This window comes from Deltaproteobacteria bacterium (assembly GCA_020848745.1).
Lineage (GTDB): Bacteria > Desulfobacterota > Binatia > UTPRO1 > UTPRO1 > UTPRO1.
The window spans coordinates 1-20,620 of sequence record JADLHM010000061.1 but is presented as its reverse complement, the minus strand read 5'-3'; the positions used below and the strand labels follow the sequence as shown (position 1 = coordinate 20,620).

Below are 20,620 nucleotides of genomic sequence, written 5' to 3'. Positions count from 1 at the left end.
CGGCGGCTTCAAGGCGCACCGCAGCGTTGGCTGCGCAGAATCATTGGCATCGGCACTGATCGCCGGTGACGCCGACGACCTGGTGGAAACCCTAGCAGAGGTCGGTTGTCCGAGGGGAGGGAAAAATTCCACCGCAAGTCGAAAAACAAAGGCGATGCCTCGGAAATTCCCCGGGGTCGCGGTGGGCTAGCGGCGTCCGGGCAGAAGCCGCTCTTCCTCGGGCGCGGCCGGCTGCACCACCGGGCCACCGATCGGCCCCATGCCCGCCTCGGGAAGCTCGGGCCGCACGAAGGCGCGCGGCTTCCCGGGAGCGGCGTTGGCGACCGTGAACACCTCGCCCCCGCGCAGGAAAAGTCGCTCCATTTCGGAGCGGGTGAAGGGCCGCGCGCCGAGCCGGCCGAATACGGCCACCTGGTGGCCGCTCTCGTCGACCGCCCGATCGCGCTCGAGCCCGCGGGAGAGGGCGAGCGCGGGGCCGTGGGTGTGCCGGGTCGCGATGAGCCGCGGCGTCGGGGCGGGGCTGAACCCGGCGCTCCCGGGCGTCTCGCCGGGGGTGATGAGCTGGAGGACACGGAGGCCGTTCTTCCCGTCCGCCACGTAAGCGAAGATGCTGGCGTCGGTGCCGCCGACCCGCACCGCGCGCGTGTCGTCGAGGGCGCCGTTGGCGTTGAACATCTGGAAGAGGACGGGCTTGGCCGGGCGCTCGACGTCCACGATCGCGAGGCCCTGCGATCCGGCCGGGACGTAGGCATAGGTCCGCGCGACCGTGAGGTCGCCCGCCTCGGGGATGTCGAGCGCGGCGACGAAGCGGGGAGCGGCGAGGTTCGTGACGTCGAGGACGCGGAGACCGCGCGCGTCGGTCACGAACGCGTAGCGGAACTGGACCTGCACGGCGCGGGGCTCGACGAGGTCGGGCGCGCCCACCTCGGACACGATCCTCGGGTGCACGGGGTCGGCGATGCTCACGACGACGAGCCCCCGCTTGCAGAGGACGTAGGCGTACTCGCCCGCGATCGTGACGTAGCGCGCGTCGTCGAGCGCACCGTCCGGATTGAAGCTCGCCACCTTCTCGAGGAAGTTGTTGCGGGGGTCGCCGTCGGCGAGCATGTCGACGTCGACGACGACGAGTCCTTCGACCTTGTCGCTCACGTAGGCGTACTTGTAGAGCGGGTGCATCGGCTGCTCTTCGTTCACGGGGTTGCGCTCGCGCCCGTAGTGGATCGGCTGGTTCGTCGGGAGCGCGACGCCGGTCGCCCACGGCGTCTTCACGTAGGCGCGCTGGCCGAGCGGCGACACGGGCGCGGTGATGACGCGCTCCGAGAAGCCCTTGTTGTCGGTGTTGGCGACGTCGAAGACGCGGAAGCCGCCGGGGCCGTTCGCGACGTAGAGGTATTCGCCGCGGAGCTGCACCGACTGCACGTCGACCGCGCGGCTCGTGAGGTCGACCCCGGGGTGCTCGTACGCCTCCTGCAGCTCGAGGTCGTGGTCGAGGTGGCTCTGGAAGTTGTCGGGATACGCCATGCGGTGCAGGTTCGAGCCGATCACCGCCTGCGGCTCGTCCCACTCCGTCACGGCGACGGCCTCGAGGCCGTGCCCGCCCTCGCCGACCCACGCGAAGCGGCCGACGAAGTTCACGAAATTCGTCCCGAGCGTCAGCACCTGCGCCATCCAGGCGTTGTTGTCGCCGCTCGCCGAGACGTGGCAGTCGTCGCACTGCCGCGTCTCCTTGGCGCGCACGGTGTGCGCGAAGTGCGCGTTGAACGCCTGCGAGCTGTACCCTTCCGCCGACACGGGAGGCTGCTGGTAGTACTGGCGCTCGCGGTTGGCGTTGGTGGTGCTGATGATGACGGCGCTCGACGAGCGGACGGGCGCGATCGTGTGGCCCTTCACCGTGCTGTGCCTGCCGAGCATGAAGATGTCGTGGCGCAGGACCTGCGGGTTGTACGAAGTCCAGTTGCGGGTCTCGCCGCCGTCGTAGTGCTTCTTCGCGATCTTCCAGTTCGCCTGCTGCGGCAGGTGGCAGCCGAAGCAGCTCGTGACCCACGACGTGTGGCACGAGATGCACGACATCGTGTCGGTGCCGTGCGCGAGCGCCTCGGCCTTCTCGGGCACGTCGCCCCAGGTCTTGCCGTCGGCGCGCATCGTCTTCGCGAGGCGCGCCTTCTCGTTGTAGTGCTTGGAGAGCGGGTCGATCACGTCGACGACCTGCGGCACCTCCCACTCCTTGCCCTCTTCCAACATGGAGCGCTGGATGAGCTCGCCGCCGATCCACTCGAAGCGGCGCTCGCCCCAGGGCGTGAGGCCTGTGAGGAGGCTCGTACCGCCGTCCGGCGCGGCCGGGCCGCTCGTCGTGACGGTCGCCCAGGTGCTGACCGTACCGTGGCAGTCGGCGCAGCCGATCTCGATCGCGTCGGGATACTCCCCGTAGATCTTGCCGTTCGAGTGGACGTCCTGCTGGAAGTGACAGTCCACGCAGTGCATCCCCTTCTCGAGGTGGATGTCCTTCAGGTGCACCGCCTTGTCGAACTTCTTCGGATCGTTCGGATCGACGATCTTGCCGTTCTTGTCGAGCAGGTTGCCTTTGCGGTCCTGACTGTAGACGGCGCGGAAGATCCAGCCGTGGCCGTGGTAGTCGGCGAAGGTCGTCTCCTTGGTCTTGCTGTTGAGCGCGCTGACGTTCTTCAGGAACTCGCGGTCGGTCCAGAGCCCGCGCGCCGCCGCCTCCTCGGGGTTGTGCTGGAGGCTCGCGTGCATCGGCTCGTAGTCCGCGACGTTCAGCGGCCACGGCTTGTCGACCGTCGGGTACCGCTGCTCCGCGGACCACAGCAGCTGTCCGTCGGTCTCGTAGTCCCACATCTGGTAGCCGAGGAACGTGTTCACGAACGAGTTCGGCTGATGCATGTGGCAGACCATGCACTGGCTCGTCGGGATCGCGCGCGTCAGGCGATGCTCGATCGGGTGGCCGGACTCGTCCTTCGGGATCGTCGGGTCCTTGCCGAAGTAGCGCCCGTCGTGTCCGTACTTCGCGTACGACGCGGCGTGCACGGGATCCTTGTCGTTGGCATAGACCACGTGGCAGCCGGTGCAGCCGCTCGAGCGGTAGTCGCCGGGCTGGTCGTTGGTGCCGAGGAAGGAGAGGTGCGGGTCGTTGAGCCGCGTCTTCTGGATGTTCAGCACGCCGGCGCTGATACGGAGATCGGTCCCGAGTCCGCGCGTGCCGAACTTCATGTCGGGCTTGCCGGGGAGATCGGGGAGCGGGCCGAGTCCCGGGTTGCCGACCTCGGATACGACCGACCGGTCGATCTTGCCGCCGCGCTCGAAAGCGCGCAGCGGATCGGGAGGCTGCGCGACGTTCCACGCCGGGAGCGGCAGGAGGAACGACAGCACGCCCTTGCGTTGCTCCTCGGGCGTCGGCGGCGGCACGGTGTTGAGCTTCCGCGGCTTCCCGTCCTTCGTGTACGACTCGCCGACGATGTAGCGCTTGGCCGGCAGGATGCCGTTGTTGTACGCGGCGCCGCCCCAGAGGAGCGCCGAGGTCGTCATCAGGCTGCGCTCGACCTGGTGCACCTCGTTCAGGTGGCACCCGCCGCAGGTTTCCGGCGCGACGCGCAGGTCCCCGGGATTCACGAAGCGTATGTATTCGGGCGACTCCTCGTTCAGCGCCGCGTAGCTGCGCTCGGGGTTCGCCGAGCTGATGCGGTCGGGGTTCTTCGGATCACGCCAGACGTCGGGGCGCCGGGGCGCCACGTGCGCGTCCTGCCGCGCCGCCGCGTACTCGGCGGTGCCCGGCTTGGCTCCGCGAGCCTGCGGGCCCCCGTTGCCGCCGTGACAGTCGACGCAGCCGAGGTTCACCTGTCCCGAGACGTGCATCGGCTCGATGCCCTGGTGACAGGAGAGGCAGCCGACGCTCTTGGCGTCGGCCTCGGCCTGCGTCTGGCGCAGGAGCTTCGGGGCGCTGTCCGGGATCTCGCCCGCGGCTTCGGCCGCCGCCGCGACGGTGTCGTCGGCGCCCGCATCGCCGCGCATTCCGAGCGGCGCCAGCCCCAGCGCGATCGCCAAACCGACCCCGATCCATCGCGTTCGATCGCTCATCGTCCACCCTCCCATGCCGCGCCTGCTCCGCATGGGCGTCATCAGAAGACCAGCACCACTTCCGTGCCGACCTGGTAGAGCGTGTTGCTCTCCAGGATGTCGTTGAAGCCGCCGAACGGCTGGAGAATCGCGCCGAAGCCCTTCACGATGACGTTGTTGTTGAGGAAGGGCCGGTACTCGACGCCGAGGCTCAGATCGATGCCGATGTCCTGCCGGACGTCGGGCTGCTTGAGCAGGAGCTGCAGCGGCTCGGTGTCGACGAAACGGAGATAGGTGGCGTTGCCGATGAGGCTCACCGTCTGGGTGAGGTCGGCGGTCGCGCCGACGTTCACCATCAGGATGCCGGGATTCACGAAGTTCGGCTGGCCCTGGGTCTTCGAGCTGCGGAGGTCGGGCACGACGCTGTTACGCTGCATGAGCGCGACGCCGCCGCGATCCGTGACGCGGATCGACTGGCGCTGCCAATAGCTGAAGCTGCCGCCCATGATCTGCGGGTTGTCGAGGATGGTGTCGAAGCCGCGCGCGGTGTCGTCGCGCGGGTCGCTGTCGCCGGACGACCAGAAGACCGACGTCTGATAGCGCATCCAGTCGCGGTCCATCGAGAGCTCGAGAAACACCTGCTGCGCCTCGATGTTCACGTCGCGTCCCGCGATCGGGTTCGACGTGTCGTGGCCGAGCGCCTGGTAGAAGGCGTGGCTGACGTTCACCCAGCCGAGGTGCCCTTCCCCCGTCCACCCGAGATAGAAGACGTCGAGGTCGTGCGGCCGCGCGACGCCGACCGGGTCGGGCCGCACCAGAAAGCCCTGGTTGTCGAAGACGAAGCCGGCGTCCTTCCCGTCGTCGTTCAGATAGTGGAAGCTGAACTGGGTCGTGTAGCCGAGCTTCAGGAAGTCCTGGATGTAGAGGTTGCCGATGGCGATCTGCTGATCGCGGAGCCCGAACGTATTGAGGTCGGAGTTGGTGTCCTTCTCGGCCGGATAGAAATAGGCGAGGTTGTACTGGTAGCGGTTCGAGTTGGCGTTCCCGAAGAAGCGGATGCCCTGGTTCACGTCGGAAAAGAGGAGACTCCGGAAGTCGCTGTTGAAGGGCTGCCGGCCGATCTTCGTCGAGAGGAAGTCGTAGTTCACCGAGGTGTCCGCCAGGTGGATCTCGACGAAGGCCTCCTGGAGCGCGGCGTGGGTCGTGAGCCGGTCGGTCGCGTCGCGGACGTCGGGGTCGACGATGCCGTTCTCGCCGGTCGCGAGCAGGTTCACGTCGTACGCGCCTTCGAGGACGATCTGCCACTCGAACGGCTTGAACGAGGTCTGCCCCTTCTGCAGCTCGAACCGCGTCACGAACTTCTGATCGAAGAGGATCGCGTTGCGGTTCCCGAAGAAGTCGAAGCTGCTCGGGTCCTCGGTGGAGACCCCGCTCGGCGACGGAGCCCCGCGACCCTCGACGCTCGTTTTCGAAATGCCGGTGAGCTTCAGGAAGATGTCTTCGCCGAGGATCGGAATGTCGCCCTTGAGGACGTTCTGGTTGTAGGGATCCCACCAGTGGCCCTTGGCGTTGAGCTGATAGGGCGGCAGCTCCATCCGCCAGCGGTCCTCGAAGGGCTCGGTGGCGGGCGTGTTGCTGCCGACCGCCGGGCTCTCGATCGTAACGCTCGGTCCGCCGCCGGGAGCGTCCTCGGCGCGCGCCGTCGGCGCGGCGAACGCGCACGCGAGCACGGCGCAGGCGACCAACGGGGCGACGTCGTAGCGCGCGCGGGTGGCCATCACCGGTCCGCCCACATCCACAGCGCCGCCGCCAGCACCAGCAACCCGATCGCGATCACGAGCCAGCGATCGGCGCCGGGCACCGCGCCCGCCGCCGGTCCTTCCTGCACCGCCGGAGCACCGCTCTCGTCGAGGAAGAGCAGCTCGTCGCCTCCGAGCTGAAGTCGCATTTTGTGCGTCAAGGGGACTTCCTCCTTCACCTGTGTGCCGTTCACCAGCACGACCTTTCCGGTGACCGGCGTGAGGTACCAGCGACCGTCGCGAGCCGTCAGCTGCGCGTGCTCGCGTGACGCCGTCTGCGAGTAGAGTCGGAGGTCGCAGGAGGGCAGCCGGCCCATCAGATAGTGCGTACGATCGAGCGTGACGATGTCGGAGCGCCCCGGCGGCTGCATGCGCTGGAGGCGCGCCGGCGCCGCCCCCTGCGGCTGCAGGTCGGAGAGCAGGATCGTGCGCTCCGCGAAGTCGCCGCCCGCGGCCGGGGCCGCCGGCGGCGGGCTCGCGGGCGCGGCCGGACGCGGCGCCATCGGGGGCGGGGCCGACTGCACGCGCGTGTGCTCGTCGAGCGCCGGCGGCGCCGACGAGGCGGGCGGCGGCGCCGGCAGCATACCCGGCAGCTTCGGCGGCGCGCCGCCGATCCGCGTGTGCTCGTCGAAGCCCTTGTCGTCCCCGTCCTTCGCCATCGGACCGTGCTCGCGCCTACCTCGCGCCTCCGCGACCCGCCGTCACTGATTGGGCTGCCGGTTGAACTTGAGATACGGCAGCCGTACGCCGCGCACCTTCACCTGATCGGCGCGGATCCCCGCCGGCGGCTCGAAGCCCGGCGGCGCGTTCGCGCCCGCGCTCGTCACGATGTCGTCCTGCTCGACGCCGTCGCCGCTGACGCCGAAGCCGCCGATCAGCTCGCCGTCGCGGTACAGGGGGGCGCTCCCGGGGAAGAAGACGATGCCGTTCTGCCGTCCGTTCTCCGGCTCCTGACCGTTGGTGCACGGATTCGCCGAATCGAAGAGGAACACGCGCCGGAAGGGGCCCGGTTGCGTCCCGTCGACGCCGGACGGGAAGAGCGGCTGCGCGCCGAAGCTCAGCGTGCGGTTGGTGATCGCCGTGCCTGGCTCGTAGGCCGCGCCGATGGTGACGTCGAGGCCCGGGCTGTCGAGCGTGTCGACGGGGTCGATCGCCGGGTTGCTGAACCAGATGACGTTCCGCGCCTTGGCGACGGCGACGTCGATCGAGAACACGGTCGCGTCGTCCATGCGGTAGAGGCCGAGCAGCACGCCGTTCGTGTCGGAGACGGCGAGCATCATCGCGGTGCGCTCCTCGAGCGGGAGCCGGATCGCGGCGCGGATCTCGCGCGCCCGGACGACGCCGGTGTCGATGATGGCGCGCACCTCGGCGGCACCGAGCGGCCGGGCGCCCGGCGACGAGTCGCGGGGGCCGACGAGCCACCCGGCCGGAACGATGCCCGAGGCGGGCGCGGCCGCCGGGTCGATCACGAACGAGAGCGTCCGGGCGAAGGGGCCCGCACCGGCCTCGACCGGGGGATCGTTCGCGATCTCCGGAACCTCGATGCCGTCGATGAAGATCACCGGATCGATGCGCTGCACGTTCGGCAGGATGCTGAAGGTGCAGGGATCCACCGGGTCCGTGCAGCAGGCGGGGCGCGCGATCTCGGCATGGGCGCAGACGTTCACGAGGCCCTTGTTGACGACCGTCGGCACCACGGCCTTCACGTCGCCGGCGAAGGCGCGCGCCGCGAACTCGCCGACGTCGAAGTCCGGATCGCCGTCCTGCCGGCGCAGCACGACGTCGCCCTCGGGCGCGGCCTCGGAATCGGGTCCCGGGCTCTCCCCGCGCAGGAAGACGCCGATGCCGCCCGCCAGGCGCCCGCTCTTGAAGATGGGCACGCCGCCCGGAAGCGTCGCGATGCCGGTCGTACAGCCGGACCGCGAGCCGCCGCTCTCGCAAGCGAGCGGCGCGCCGCCGGCGAGATCGACGAGCGTCGCCGCGAGGCTCCGCGCGCGCGGGACCACCTGGCCCGCCTGGAAGAGCCCGTCGCCCTGCGCCGCGTCGAAGCTGCACCCGCGGTTCGTGTTCTCGATGCCGAAGAGCGCGGCCGCGCCGGTGTTGTCGATGCGCGGCGGGAAGTGGATGTCGCTGATGAAGCGGATCGAGCGCGAGGTGAGCGGCGTCTGGTCGGCGCTGAAGAAGGCGGCGGTGCGCGCGAGCTGGGTCGCGAAGCTCGCGACCGCGCAATCGGCGCCCGGCGTCGGGTTCGGCGCTTCGCAGGCCGTCGCGTCGATCGCGAAGTTCGCGCCGACGCCGAGGATCACGCCGCGGCGATCGCTCACGGCGACGACCAGATCGCGGTCGACCGCCCGCGCCGCGTGCTCCATGAGCGAACGCACCTCGTCGCGCTCGAGCCTCGGCGCCGTCGCCGCCGGCGGGGGACCCGAGTCGGGGCCCTCGCCCTGCCCGGCGCCGCCGCCGCACGCGGCCAGTGTGGTCACCAGTGCCGCCGCGACCCATCCCGACCACCGCCCGTACTGCACCCCCATCACCGCTCTCCGCATGGCTCCGGACCCTCCGTGAATGCGCGCGCTCAGGCGGGTGGAATCGTCAACTTCACGGGACCTTTGATCTTCGCGACGCACGCCAATCGATACTTCTTGGGATCCCAGTCGAGCTGGCGCACCTTCTCGATGGTGGGACGTTCCATGCCGCCCGGGTCGGGGGGCACGAAGTTGTCGGCGCCCTCGACGATCTCGACGGTGCAGAGCCCGCACTGGCCGATCTTGCACTCCCAATCGAGCGGCTCTTCGTGGTGATCGCGCGGCGCGCCGTCCTTGCCGACCTTGCAATCGGGAAAGCGCGTGACGAGCTCGTGGAAATACGCGTGCAGCAGGTCCTGATCCGCCGCGACCGGGATCGTGAGCTTGTACGCTTCGTAGTCGAGCGCGGCGACGAGGCCGCCCGCGGCGGCGGCCGGTGCCGCGGCGGGAGCGGCCGGCTCCGCCGCGGCGGCGGCCGCCGCGGCAGCGACCGGCGCGGCGGCGGCAGCGGCCGGCGCGGCGGCGACCGACGTCTCGGCGACGACGTCGCTCGGCGGGAGCTTCGACACCTGCGCGAATCGCTCGAAGCGGAACCGCTTGCTCGCGACCCGGAACTCGTCGCCGTTCGCGAGCGGGGCCGGCGCCAGGAGCTTCACGTACGTGCCGTTCTTGCTGCCGAGATCGAAGATGCCGAGCTTCCCGCCTTCGATGCGGAACTGCGCGTGGCGCCGCGACAGGCTGAGATCCGCCTTGTCGAGGAACACGGCCTCGACCCGGCCGACGATGAGACCCTTGTCGGGGATCGGATAGGTCTCCCGCTGCACGCCCTCGGCGTTGAAGTGGATGGCGGCCCAGCCGCTTCCCTGCTTCACGACCATGAGGATCTGCGCGCCGATCCAGACGAGATCGTTCGCCGCGAGCGGCCGGCCCGCCTGCCCTCTGGCGCGGAGCCAGACGCCGGCCCCGCCGCTCTGGTCCTCGAGCACGTACTCGTCGTCCCGGCGGGCGAGGAGCGCGTGCGTGTCGGCCATGTAGACGTCGTCGGCGCAGGCGATGTCCGGCGCCTTCTTGCCGATCGCGACTCGATCCTTCGTGAGCGGAAACGTCTCCTCCGGCGAGTCGTCGGGATGGAGGCTCACCAGCTGCACCTCGCTCGCCGGACGCTTGGCGGCCTCGGCGTGCGCCGGCGCCGGCGGCACGACGGCCGCGGGCGGCGGTGCGCTCGCGGCCGCCGCCGCCGGTTTCGGCGGCGCGGGCGCCGCCGTCGGCGCCACGTCGGACTTCGGCACGTCCATGCCGGCGCGCGCGGCGATCACCTCGACCGCCTTCACCGCGTCGACCATGGCGGCCTTGATGTTGCGCTTCTCGACGACCTGCTCGTACGAGCTCGAGTCGCCGAAGTCGCGGCAGCGGAGGTACTTCGGCCCGCGCGCGTCGCCGACCAGGAAGACCCCCGTGAGCGACACCTCGCCGTCGTGGTTCACCAGCATCTGCGGGCGGTTGTTGACGAGCGGAATCTTGATGCCGCAGCCCTGCAGGAGCTTCACCGGCAGGTCCTCGCCGATGCAGGCCACCACCTGGTCCTTCGAGAACTCGAGATGAACGGTCTCGCACGGCCTGCCTTGAGAGACCTTGCGATCGATCCGCACCGACAGGTAGTCGAGCTTGTCGTCGCAGGTGACGACCGCCACGGGCTCCGAGAAGGCGAGGTAGCGAACGTTGCCGTTCCCGATGTACGCCGTGAAGAAGACGTCCGAGAGCGCCTTCGATACCTTCGGCATGCTGCCGCCGCGATACGACCAGTAGACCGCGGTCTGGTCCTCGGCCGCAGTCTTGACGCCCGAGATGGCGATGACCGCCTCCGCCGCGGACGTGCCGCCGCCGATCACCAGGGCGGGTTTCCCGACGTAGTCCTTCGCGTCGTCGAGACGGAACGCGATGCCGTCGGTGTTGCCCGGGATGTCGAAGCGGCGCGGCACGCCGGCGCCGATCGCGAGGAGAACGTTGCGCGCCTGGTAGCGCTCTTCCTCCCCGGTCCGGTGATTCCACGTACGCACGCTCCACGCGCCCTCGGGCAACCGGTCGAGCCCCGTGAACTCGTGGCCGATCTTCGCGGTGAGGCCGTACTCCTTGTACTTGGCCTTCCACACCCTCACGAGATCGTCCTTGTCGATGTCGTCGAACGCGAGCGCCGCGAGCATCGGGCCACCGGCCGGGAACTGGAGCTTGTCGCCGCCCCCGTAGCTCGGAAGGATCTGCTTCTCCTTCGGGTAGTCGCGGATGCGCTTCATCAGATCGTCGTAGTCGACGACCAGGCAGGAGAGTCCGAGCTCCTTGCAGCGCACCGCCGCCGCGGTTCCGGCGGGTCCGCCGCCCGCGACGAAGACGTCGACGACTTCGGGAAGGGCGACCGGTTGGTCGACCTTCAGCGTGCCTCGGCGGGTGTAATCCGCCTCGTCAATCTTGTCAGGCATCGACTCCGACCCCTTCTGCGAAACCCCACCCCGCCCACGCGGAAGCCGCGTTTTCCTACTGACTCCGCGTCGAAGTTGTCAAGGATTCGCGGCGCTACGCCGACGCGGGAGGATGCGCGCGGAAGTAGTCGACGATCGCGGCGGCGAAGGCCGGCACCGTGTACGCTTTCGGCTCGACGTCGACCGGGAGCCCGAGGTCGCGCGCCGTCGCCGCCGTCACCGGACCGATGCAGCCGACGGCGACGCCCGCGAGCACCGCACTCGGTTCGCGGCCCGGGAAGAGCCCCACGAAGTGCGTGACCGTGCTCGAGCTCGTGAAGGTGACGAGGTCGGGACGCGGCGAGCCGGCGAAGATCGCGGGCGCGCTGGCGGCCTCCGGCGGCACGGCCGTGCGGTAGGTCGGAACGTCGTCGACGACCGCGCCGGCCGCCCGCAAGCGTCCCGGCAGTACGCCGCGTGCGCCCGCGGCGCGGGCGAGCAGCACCCGCTTCCCGCAGACGCCGCGCGCGACGATGCCGTCGGCGACCGCCTCGGCGCGGTACTCGGCGGGCGTGAGCGCCACGCGCAGACCGCGCGCCGTGACGCCGGCCGCGGTCGCCGGACCGATCGCCGCGATCGCGACGCCCGCGAGCTCGCGCACGTCGCGGCCGAGCGCACGCAGGCGGTCGAAGAACACCTCGACGCCGTGCGGGCTCGTGAGCACCAGCCACGCGTACCGGCCGAGGTCGGCGAGCGCGGCGTCGCACGCGGCGAAGGACTCGGGCGGTGCGGGGGCGATCGTCGGCAGCGACACCACCTCGGCGCCTTCGCTTTCGAGGAGCGCGGCGAACGCCTGCGCCTGTCCGCGCGGCCGCGTCACGACGATGCGACGACCGAAGAGCGGACGCCGCTCGAACCAGCCGAGCTCCGCGCCGAGCCCGACGACGCCGCCGATCACGACGAGCGCCGGCGGCCGCAGCTCGGCCGCCGCCACGAGCGCCGGCAGCGTCGCGACGGTGCCGCGGACCACGCGCTGCCGGGCGGTCGTGCCCCAGCGGATCGCCGCGGCGGGCGTCGCGGGCTCGAGCCCGGCGGCCGTCAGGCTCTCGAGGTTGGCCGCGAGCTGCAGGACGCTCATGTAGAGCACGAGCGTGCCGCCCTGGCGCGCGAGCGCGTCCCACGGCACGGCGCGGTCGCCCTCGCGCTCGGCCTCGTGCCCCGTCACGAAGCTCACGACCGAGGCGTGGTCGCGATGGGTGAGCGGAATCCCCGCGTAGGCCGGCGCCGCGACGGCCGCCGTGACCCCCGGCACCACCTCGAACGGGACTCCGGCCCGCACGCACGCGAGCGCCTCCTCTCCGCCGCGGCCGAACACGAACGGATCGCCGCCTTTGAGGCGCACGACCCAGCGGCCCGCGCGCGCGTGCGCGAGCATCGCCTCGGTGATCTGGGCTTGCGTCAGGCGCACGCCGGAGCCGTGCTTGCCGGTGAAGATCACCTCGCACCCGGGGCGGGTGAACGCGAGCAGGCTCGGGTTGGAGAGCGCGTCGTAGATCACGACGTCGGCGCCCTCGAGACAGCGCTTGCCGTGCAGCGTGAGGAGCCCCGGGTCGCCCGGTCCGGCGCCGACGAGGCTGACGCGGCCGGCGACGCTCACGGACGGCTCGCGCCGGCGCGCGCCACGAGCTCGGCGGCGCCGCGCGTGAGGAGGGCCTCGGCGAGCCGCGTACCGATGTCGACCGCCGCGTCGCATGGCCCGTCGAAGGCGTCGCCGAGGATCTCGCGGCCGTCGACCGACGCCACGATCGCCTGCATGCGAAGCTGACCGCCGTGAACGGCGGCATACGCCGCGAGCGGCGTGTGGCAATCGCCGCCGATCGCCGCGAGGAAGGCACGCTCGGCGGTCGCGGCGGCGCGGGTCGGGGCATCGTCGAGGGCGGCGGCGACGGCGCGCGCCGCCGCATCGTCGCATCGCACCTCGAGCGCGAGGATGCCCTGGCCGATCGCGGGCAGGAAACGCGCCGCCGGGATCGCCACGAGCCCGGCGGGCGCGAGACCGAGGCGCTCGAGCCCGGCCGCGGCGAGCAGGATGGCATCGGCCTCGCCCGCCCCGAGCTTGCGCAGGCGCGTGTCGACGTTGCCGCGCATGTCGACGACGCCGAGGTCGGGCCGCAGCGCCGCGAGCTGAGCCCTCCGGCGGAGACTCGACGTGCCGACCCGCATGCCGGCCGGCAGCCGTTCGAGTCCGACGCCGAACGGCGAGATCACCACGTCGCGCGGGTCGGCGCGCGGAGGCGTCGCCGCGATCTCGAGCCCGGCGGGCAGGACCGCCGGGACGTCCTTCAGCGAGTGCACCGCGAGGTCGATGCGCCCGCGCAGCAACGCTTCCTCGATCTCCTTCACGAAGAGGCCCTTGCCGCCGAGCGCGGCAAGGCTCCCGGTCGCGACGTCGCCGCTCGTGCGGATCGTGACGAGCTCGACGGGCGTGCCGCGGCGCTCGATCTCCGCCGCGACCATGCCGGACTGGCGGAGCGCGAGCGCGCTGCCGCGCGTGCCGAGACGAAGCGGGTCGGCGCTCACGTCTTCTCCTCGGGCTCGTCCGCGACCGGCGCCTGCGGGATCTGCAGGTCGAAGAGGCGGCGGACGCTGGCGACGAGGTCGGGGTCGTCGGGCGCGCCCTCGCGCTTCAAGGAGGCGAGCGGCCCGTGCAGGATCTTGTTCACGATCGAAGACGTCAGCGCGTCGAGCAGCGCGCGGTGGCGCGGCGCCGCGTCCTGGAGCGACAGCAGCGCCTTCTCGAGCTCGGCCTTGCGAATGGTCTCGACCTTCTCCCGCAGCGCCACGATCGTCGGTACGACGTCGAGGCCGGCGAGCCAGCGCACGAACCGCTCGACCTCGTCCTCGATGATCGCCTCGGCGCGCAGCGCCTCGCGCTCGCGCTCGCCGGTGTTGTCGGCGCTCGTGCGGGCGAGGTCGTCCATGTCGTAGACGTAGACGTTGTCGAGCTCGTTGATCGCGGGGTCGAAGTTGCGGGGAACGGCGAGGTCGATGAAGAACATCGGCCGCTGCTTGCGGGCCCGCAGGACCTCCTGGACGATTTGCGGGCCGACGAGGTGGTCGACGGCGCCCGCGGAGCCGACGACGATGTCGGCGTGCTTCAGGTACTCGCCGAGGCGCTCGAACGGGATCGGCAGCCCGCCGAACTCGCGGGCCAGCGCGACCGCGTTGTCGAAGGTGCGGGTCGTCACCATGATGTCGCCGCTGCCGCGTGCCCGGAGGTGCCGGGCGACGAGCTGGCTCATCTTGCCGGCGCCGATCAGCATCACAGTCTTGTCCTCGAAGGTCTCGAAGATCGTGCGCGTCAGATCCGCCGCGACCGACGCCACCGACACCGACTTACTGGCGATGGCGGTCTCGGTGCGGACGCGCTTCGCGACCGTGAAGGCGCGGTGAAACGCCTTGTGCAGCACCGGGCCCGACGTCCCGGCCGCCGCGGCCGCGACGTACTGCTCCTTCATCTGGCCGAGGATCTGCGGCTCGCCGACGACCATCGAGTCGAGGCTCGCGGCCACCCGGAAGAGGTGCCGGATCGCGTCGCGACCGTGGTGGACGTAGAGGTGCGGCGCGAACGCCGAGCGCTCCACCTCGCGTACGCGCTCGAGGTACGACTCGACCTCGCCGGCCACCATCGCGGTCGGCACCGACGTGCCGGTCACCACCTCCACGCGGTTGCAGGTGGAGACGATCGCCGCCTCCTTCACGCCGGGCACCGCCTTGAGCTCGCCGAGCGCCGTCGCGAGCCCGTCCGCCGGGAACGCCAGACGCTCGCGCAGCGCGACCGGCGCGGTGCGATGGTTCACGCCGACGATGCAGAGGTCGCGCGTCACGCTCAGTCGAAGCTCCCTCCGTGCTTGCCGGGAAAGATCATGTGCCCGAAGACGAACGACACGAAGAGGACCGCGAAGCCGAGGATCGTGACGGTCGCGGCGCGCCGGCCGCGCCATCCGACCACCATGCGGCCCTCGAGCAGCCCGGCGTAGACGCCCCAGGTGATGAGCGAGAAGATCTCGCGCTCGTCCCACGACCAGAACCGTCCCCAGGTGTGCTTCGCGAAGAGCGCGCCGGTCACGATGCCGAGCGTGAGGAGCGGGAAGCCCCAGGCGAGGGCGCGGTAGTTGAGCGTATCGAGCGCCTCGAGCGACGGCAGCCGGCTCGAGAGTCCGCCGATGCGTTTCTCCTTCAGCTGCCGCTCCCGGAAGAGGTAGACGAGGCTCACGCAGAACGCGAGCGCGAGCACCGCGTTGCCGAGAAAGGCGGCGGTCACGTGCACGGGCAGCCAGGCGCTCCGGAGGTTCGGGGGCAGCTCGCGCACGCCGGCGTAGAACGCGAACGACGCGAGCGTCACCGTGAAGGCGAGCGGCGCGACGACCGCGCCGACGGCGGGCAGGTGGTAGCGCACCTGCACCCCGAGATAGACGCCGACGGTGAGCCAGGCGAAGAACGACAGCGCCTCGTACTCGGTCGTGAAGGCGGGATAGCCCGCGGCGATCGAGCGCAGGAGGATGCTCGCGCCGTGCGCCGCGAACGCCGCAGCGAGGGCGAGGGTGCCGATCCGGCGCGCAGCCGGCATGAGGCTCAGGAGGTGCAGGCTCAGGCCGACGGTGGCGGCCAGATAGGCGACGAGCGCGACCTTCAGCAGCAGGAGGTCCATGGGGTTAGCGATCCGCCCCCGGCGCGAGGTCGATGCCGAGCTCGGCGAGCGTCGTCCGCGCCCCGACGTGCTCGCTCAGGAGCGCCTCGACGCGCGCCGCGTCGCGCTCGCGGATGGCGCGGAGAAGCGGCGCGTCGGCGAGCGCCGAGAAGATCCGGCCGCGCGCCGACGCGTCGCCGGCGTCGAGCCGCGCGCGCAGCGCGCCGAGGACGCGCGCCGCGACGCCCCACTCGGCGCCGAGCGTCGCGTCGAGCTCGCGCGCGAGCCGCTTCGCGAGGGCCGGGCTCGCGCCCCCCGTCGAAACCGCGACGCGCACCGGGCCGCGGCGCACCACCGCCGGGACGATGAAGCCGCCGAGGCGCGGTCGGTCGACGACGTTCAGGAAGACGCGCGCCTCCGCGGCCTCCGCCGCGATCGCCGCATGCAAGGCTTCGTCGTCGGTGGCGACGCAGGCGAGCCACGCGCCGTCGAGGTCGCCGCGCTGATACGCGCGGGCGTGGTGGACGATCGCGCGCGTGTCGGCGAGCCCGCGGAGCTCCCCGGTGAGGGTCGGGCTCACCACCGTCACGCGCGCCCCGGCCTCGCGGAACGACGCGACCTTGCGCGCGGCGATCTCTCCGCCCCCGATCACGATGCACGGACGCCCACGCAGGTCGAGATACGCCGGGTAATATGGCACGCCCGGTCACCCTATTATCGGCCGCCCCGCCGCTCAAGGCGGATCGCCGGGCAGGACGTGCGCGCAGCCGCGCAGGAGCATCGCGACGGGTCGAGGCGCCGATCGAGTCGCTCGCGAGGCGAGCCGCCGCGCGGCGCGGGCCACACCCGAGCGTCTCCCGGCGCCGCCGCGCCCCCTCGGCACGGCGCGGGCGGTTCCGCTATATCGCTCGCCGTGCGCGGCCTCGGACGACTGCTCGGACGGACCTTGCAGTGCTGGTGGGAGGACGACGCCATGCGCCTCGGCGCGTCGCTCGCCTACTACACCGTCTTCTCGCTGACGCCTTTCCTGATCGTCGTGATCGCGGTCGCGGGCCTCGTCGTCGACTCGGCGGTGGCCGAGCGGCAGATCATCGAACAGATCTCGCACGTCCTCGGCCCCGACGGCGGGGCGGCCGTCCGCGGCCTCCTCGAAGGCGCGCGCAAGCCCGGCGCGGGCGGCGTGGCCGCCGCCACGAGCCTCGTCACGATCCTGCTCGGCGCGACGGCCGTCTTCAGCGAGCTGCAATCCGGGTTGAACGGCATCTGGCGCGTGCCCACGACCGACGCCGGCGTCGCCAGTATCGTGCTCGCCCGCCTCCGCTCCTTCGCGCTCGTCGTCGGCATCGGGTTCCTCCTGATCGTATCGCTCGTCCTGCACGCGATCGCCGCCGCGGTACAAACGTGGTTCGGCACGTTCCTCTACACGCAGCACCTGCTCGCGCTCGTGACGAGCGCCCTCATGTTCGGGATGATCTTCAAGGTTCTGCCAGACACGCCCGTCGCGTGGCGCGATGTCGGCGTCGGCGCCGCCGTGACCGCCACGCTCTTCAGCGTCGGACAGTGGGCGCTCGCACGCTACCTCGGCTCGAGCGGTGTCGCATCGGTGTACGGCGCCGCCGGGTCGCTCGTCGTCATCCTGGTGTGGGTCTACTATTCGGCGCAGGTCTTCTTCCTCGGCGCCGAGTTCACCCACGTCTACGCGACCACCTACGGCTCGCGCGCCGGCGCCTTCGAAGCCGAGCGCGCCGCTGCCCCGCCGGCGAAGCGGGCGCGCAGCGCCGGAGCCGAGACCGCGACCCGTCCCCCGGAGGCCTGACGGACCGGCGGGCTCCGGAACGCGCCGTCCGGCGGCGCCGCGCCGGGCTCAGCCCGTCGGGATCCTCAGGACCTGCCCCGCCTTCACGGAGTTCCCGCGCAGGCGGTTCGCGTCGCGCAGCTTGCCGACCGGCACGCGGTAGCGCTCGGCGATGTGCGAGAGCGTCTGGCCGCGCCTGACGGTATGCGTCCGCGCGGCGACCTCGCCGCCGGCGGCACCGCGCGGCGTCGCGCGCACCGCGACGCTCCTGCCGTCGGCCTTGCGTCCCGACCGCACCGCGACGATCCGCGCGTCGGCGGCGATCTGCGCGAGGCGCTGCTGGAACGCCCCCGCGGTGCCCTGCGGCACCCGCAGCAGATAGCCGCGCGGGATGTTGCCGCCGCCGAGGAAGACCGCGCTGTCGACGGCCGGGTTCAGCGCCGCGAGCTCCGCCGGCGGGACGTCGGCGCAGCTCGCGGCGACGTGTCCTGCGAGCGCCTCCGAAAGCCGCACCTCGTCGCCGACGAATGGCCCTTCGAACTGCAGCTCGCCGAAGTAGTCCCTGTAGCGCCGCTCGACGTGCAGCGCGGCGAGGAACTCGGCGTAGAAGTTCCGCGAGGCGAACCCGAAAAGCGGCCCGCGGTACCGCTTCACGATCTTGCCGATGTCGTCGGTCCCCGTCTCGCGCGCCGCGCGCGCCATCCCGGCGCGTCCGTGGTTGTAGGCGGTGATCGCGAGGGGCCAGTTGCCGAGGACCTCGTAGTTCTCCTTCAGATGGAGGGCCGCGCCGCGCGTCGCCCGCAGGGGATCGCGGCGCTCGTCGACCACTCCGGCGATCGCCATGTAGTTCCGCCCCGTCGACGGCATGAACTGCCAGATGCCGGCGGCGCCGACTTTCGAGTACGCCTCGATGTCGAAGCACGACTCGACGAGGGGCAGGCGCGTGAGCTCGACCGGCAGGCCTTCGCGACGGAAGACCTCCTCCATCTCGGCGAGGTAGCGACGGGAGATGCGGACGCCCTCGGCGAACCGCTCGCGGAGCCCGCGTTGCGACCGGATGCGTCCGGCGTCGGCGGCGAGCGCGAACCGCTTCGGATCCTTGTCTTTCCCGAAGAGGTCCCATAGCTTCCGCTCGTCGTCGTCGAGGCCACCGGTGTTGCCCTGGCGCGCGTCGAGGCGGAGAAGAACTCCTCGGATGCGCTCCCGCTCCTGTGCGACGGCGTCGCGCTCGGCGAGCTCGAGCACGAGCTCGCTCTCGCCGGCGGCCGCGCGATCGCGGAAGTCCAGAACGCTGTAGACGCGGGCGAGGTTTTCGGGATCGTGCAGGACGATCTGGTGCTTCGAGTAGACGCCGAAGATCCGTTCCCAGAAAGCGACCTGGGCGCGGAGCGCGGCGGGCTCCGGAAAGAGCGACGGCGGCTTCGCCTGGCTCGCGCCGGCGGTCGCGACGAGGGCGACGAGCGCGACGAACGAGCGCCGTACGCTACGCGCGATCACGAGCCGCCCTCTCGTTCACCGTCACGGTCAACGATCGTATGGCACGATCGAAAAAAGTGTCAACGCGGTTTCGTCATCGCGGAACGCGACGGGCGTCACGCGCGCGCCGCGGGCGCGCTGCTCGCGAGCCTGCTGCTCTGCGTCTTGTCATGTGGCCGCCCGACCGCGACCGCCGCGCCGCCGGGCACCGTGGTGATCGCGCTCGAGAGCGCGCCGACGGCGCTCGACCCGCGCTTCACGACCGACGCGAACTCCTCGCTCGTCTCCGAGCTCGTGAGCGACGGCCTCACCACCCACGACGCGCGCGGCGAGGCCGTCCCCGCGCTCGCGGCATGGCGGCACCCCTCGCCGCTCGAGTGGCAGTTCACCCTGCGCCCGGACGTCCGCTTCCACGACGGGACGCCGCTCACCGCCGCCGACGTGATCGCGACCTACCGTTCGGTGCTCGATCCCGCCGTCGGTTCCCCGAAGCGCGAAGCCCTCGCCGCGATCGTCGCGGTCGAGGCGCTCGATCCGCGGACCGTGGCCTTCCGCCTGCGCGAGGTGTCGGCGTCGTTCCTGGAGAGCACGAGCCTCGGCATCCTGCCCGCCCGGCTCACGACGACGGGGCCGGTCGCGCCGGCGGCCGTCGTCGGCACCGGGCCCTTTCGCGTGGCGGGACTGCTCGACGGCGGCGGCGTCGATCTCGCGCCGTGGGGCGAAGCGCCCGACGGGGCGCCCCGGCTCGCGCGCGTGCGCTTCCGCGTCGTGCCCGACGGGGTCGTCCGCGCCCTCGAGCTCGCGAACGGCGGCGTCCACCTCGTGCAGAACGCGCTCGACCCCGACCTCCTGCCCTGGCTCGCGGCGCGGCCTGCTCTCGAGCTCGTCGTCTCGCCGGGGACGACGTTCCAGTATCTCGGCCTGAATCTCCGCGACCCGCGCCTCGCCGATCGCCGCGTGCGGACCGCGATCGCGGCCGGCATCGACCGCGAGGCGATCGTCCGCCATCTGCTGCGCGGCACGGCGACGCCGGCGACGGGCCTCCTGCCGCCGTCGCACTGGGCGTACGCGGGCGACGTCGCCCGCCATCCGTACGATCCGGCGCGCGCCGCGGCGCTGCTGCGCGCCGCCGGGCTCGGCGCCGACGCGGACGCAGCGCTCCGGCGCTTCTCCTACAAGACCTCGACGGTCGAGCTGCGCCGCCGGATCGCCGAAGTGTTCCAGCACGACCTCGGAACGCTCGGGCTCGCCCTCGACATCCGCAGCTACGAGTGGGCGACCTTCTACGAGGACATCAAGCGCGGCAACTTCGAGCTCTACGCGCTCGCGTGGGTCGGGGTCCGGGACCCCGACATCTACTTCCGGATGTTCCACTCGACGATGCGGCCACCGGCCGGCGTGAACCGCGGCGGCTACGCCGACCCCGCGATGGACGGCCTCGTCGCGGCCGCGCGCGCGACCGAGGACCGCGGGGAGCGCCGCCGCCTCTACGCCGAGGTGCAGCGCCGCGCCGCCGCGGATCTGCCGATCGTCCCGCTCTGGTGGGCGGAGAACGTCGTCGTGAAGCACCGCGCCCTCACGGGCTTCGTCCCGGCGCCGGACGGGAGCTTGCGCTCGCTCGCGCACGCGACCTTCGTCGAGGCCGCCGACCGGGCGCCGCCGGACACCCGTACGTCGGGGGCGGACTGAGAGGCTGTGAAAAAATCCCCTCCCGTCGCCGGGCTTCAGAGCGCCGTCGCATCGCGGCGTCGCACGTCCTCGGAATACCTTCCAGGTATTCCTGCGGGTTGCTCCTTGCGCTGCTCGGCGCT

Annotated in this window: 13 protein-coding genes; 2 read left to right on the top strand and 11 right to left on the bottom strand. The window is 71.5% G+C overall.

The features are described 5' to 3' along the window. Positions 1-186: 186 nt before the first annotated feature. The 10 genes from IT293_09735 to IT293_09690 all read right to left on the bottom strand — a co-directional run bounded on the left by IT293_09735 (position 187) and on the right by IT293_09690 (position 16,238). Positions 187-4,092 (bottom strand): hypothetical protein, encoded by a 3,906-nt coding sequence (locus IT293_09735; GenBank protein ID MCC6764931.1) that lies wholly within the window; start codon positions 4,090-4,092, stop codon positions 187-189. 41 nt (positions 4,093-4,133) lie between these two features. Then, positions 4,134-5,849, bottom strand: coding sequence for a hypothetical protein (locus tag IT293_09730; protein MCC6764930.1), 1,716 nt, complete (start codon positions 5,847-5,849; stop codon positions 4,134-4,136). Next, positions 5,849-6,529, bottom strand: a complete 681-nt coding sequence (locus tag IT293_09725; GenBank protein MCC6764929.1) for an FHA domain-containing protein — start codon at positions 6,527-6,529, stop codon at positions 5,849-5,851. The genes IT293_09730 and IT293_09725 overlap by 1 nt, the downstream gene beginning before the upstream one ends. A gap of 42 nt (positions 6,530-6,571) precedes the next feature. Beyond that, positions 6,572-8,416 carry a heme-binding protein gene (locus IT293_09720; GenBank protein MCC6764928.1) on the bottom strand — a complete coding sequence of 615 codons (1,845 nt, stop codon included), beginning with the start codon at positions 8,414-8,416 and terminating at the stop codon, positions 6,572-6,574. A 29-nt stretch (positions 8,417-8,445) separates the two neighbouring features. Beyond that, positions 8,446-10,869 carry an FAD-dependent oxidoreductase gene (locus IT293_09715; GenBank protein MCC6764927.1) on the bottom strand — a complete coding sequence of 808 codons (2,424 nt, stop codon included), beginning with the start codon at positions 10,867-10,869 and terminating at the stop codon, positions 8,446-8,448. 94 nt (positions 10,870-10,963) lie between these two features. Next, positions 10,964-12,601: a uroporphyrinogen-III C-methyltransferase gene (gene cobA / locus IT293_09710; protein ID MCC6764926.1), complete on the bottom strand. Its 1,638-nt coding sequence runs from the start codon at positions 12,599-12,601 to the stop codon at positions 10,964-10,966. After that, a complete protein-coding gene (gene hemC, locus IT293_09705; protein MCC6764925.1) occupies positions 12,502-13,428 on the bottom strand; it encodes a hydroxymethylbilane synthase in 927 nt (308 codons plus the stop codon). Before hemC ends, cobA begins: the two co-directional genes overlap by 100 nt. Continuing rightward, positions 13,425-14,852: a glutamyl-tRNA reductase gene (locus IT293_09700; protein ID MCC6764924.1), complete on the bottom strand. Its 1,428-nt coding sequence runs from the start codon at positions 14,850-14,852 to the stop codon at positions 13,425-13,427. Before IT293_09700 ends, hemC begins: the two co-directional genes overlap by 4 nt. Further along, positions 14,738-15,559, bottom strand: a complete 822-nt coding sequence (ccsB, locus tag IT293_09695) for a c-type cytochrome biogenesis protein CcsB (protein ID MCC6764923.1) — start codon at positions 15,557-15,559, stop codon at positions 14,738-14,740. Before ccsB ends, IT293_09700 begins: the two co-directional genes overlap by 115 nt. Positions 15,560-15,563: 4 nt before the next feature. Next, entirely contained in the window at positions 15,564-16,238 is a 675-nt protein-coding gene (locus IT293_09690) for a bifunctional precorrin-2 dehydrogenase/sirohydrochlorin ferrochelatase (protein ID MCC6764922.1), read from the bottom strand. Between the two features lie 213 nt (positions 16,239-16,451). Between IT293_09690 and IT293_09685 the strand changes: the two genes are divergently transcribed. Further along, entirely contained in the window at positions 16,452-17,354 is a 903-nt protein-coding gene (locus IT293_09685; protein MCC6764921.1) for a YihY/virulence factor BrkB family protein, read from the top strand. Between the two features lie 48 nt (positions 17,355-17,402). On the opposite strand, the gene IT293_09680 is transcribed toward IT293_09685, so the two are convergent. Next, positions 17,403-18,830 carry a transglycosylase SLT domain-containing protein gene (locus IT293_09680; protein ID MCC6764920.1) on the bottom strand — a complete coding sequence of 476 codons (1,428 nt, stop codon included), beginning with the start codon at positions 18,828-18,830 and terminating at the stop codon, positions 17,403-17,405. Between the two features lie 144 nt (positions 18,831-18,974). Here IT293_09680 and IT293_09675 point away from each other — a divergent pair, with 144 nt between their 5' ends. Continuing rightward, positions 18,975-20,498, top strand: coding sequence for an ABC transporter substrate-binding protein (locus IT293_09675; protein MCC6764919.1), 1,524 nt, complete (start codon positions 18,975-18,977; stop codon positions 20,496-20,498). Positions 20,499-20,620 lie beyond the last annotated feature (122 nt).

Bases quoted from the DNA above. Each gene is read 5' to 3' on its own strand.
- IT293_09735 (MCC6764931.1), bottom strand. From the start codon at position 4,092: ATGAGCGATCGAACGCGATGGATCGGGGTCGGTTTGGCGATCGCGCTG.
- IT293_09730 (MCC6764930.1), bottom strand. From the start codon at position 5,849: ATGGCCACCCGCGCGCGCTACGACGTCGCCCCGTTGGTCGCCTGCGCC.
- IT293_09725 (MCC6764929.1), bottom strand. From the start codon at position 6,529: ATGGCGAAGGACGGGGACGACAAGGGCTTCGACGAGCACACGCGGATC.
- IT293_09720 (MCC6764928.1), bottom strand. From the start codon at position 8,416: ATGCGGAGAGCGGTGATGGGGGTGCAGTACGGGCGGTGGTCGGGATGG.
- IT293_09715 (MCC6764927.1), bottom strand. From the start codon at position 10,869: ATGCCTGACAAGATTGACGAGGCGGATTACACCCGCCGAGGCACGCTG.
- cobA (MCC6764926.1), bottom strand. From the start codon at position 12,601: ATGCGACGCGGCGGTCGACATCGGTACGCGGCTCGCCGAGGCCCTCCT.
- IT293_09700 (MCC6764924.1), bottom strand. From the start codon at position 14,852: ATGGCGCGGCCGGCGCGCCGCGACCGTCACGATCCTCGGCTTCGCGGT.
- ccsB (MCC6764923.1), bottom strand. From the start codon at position 15,559: ATGGACCTCCTGCTGCTGAAGGTCGCGCTCGTCGCCTATCTGGCCGCC.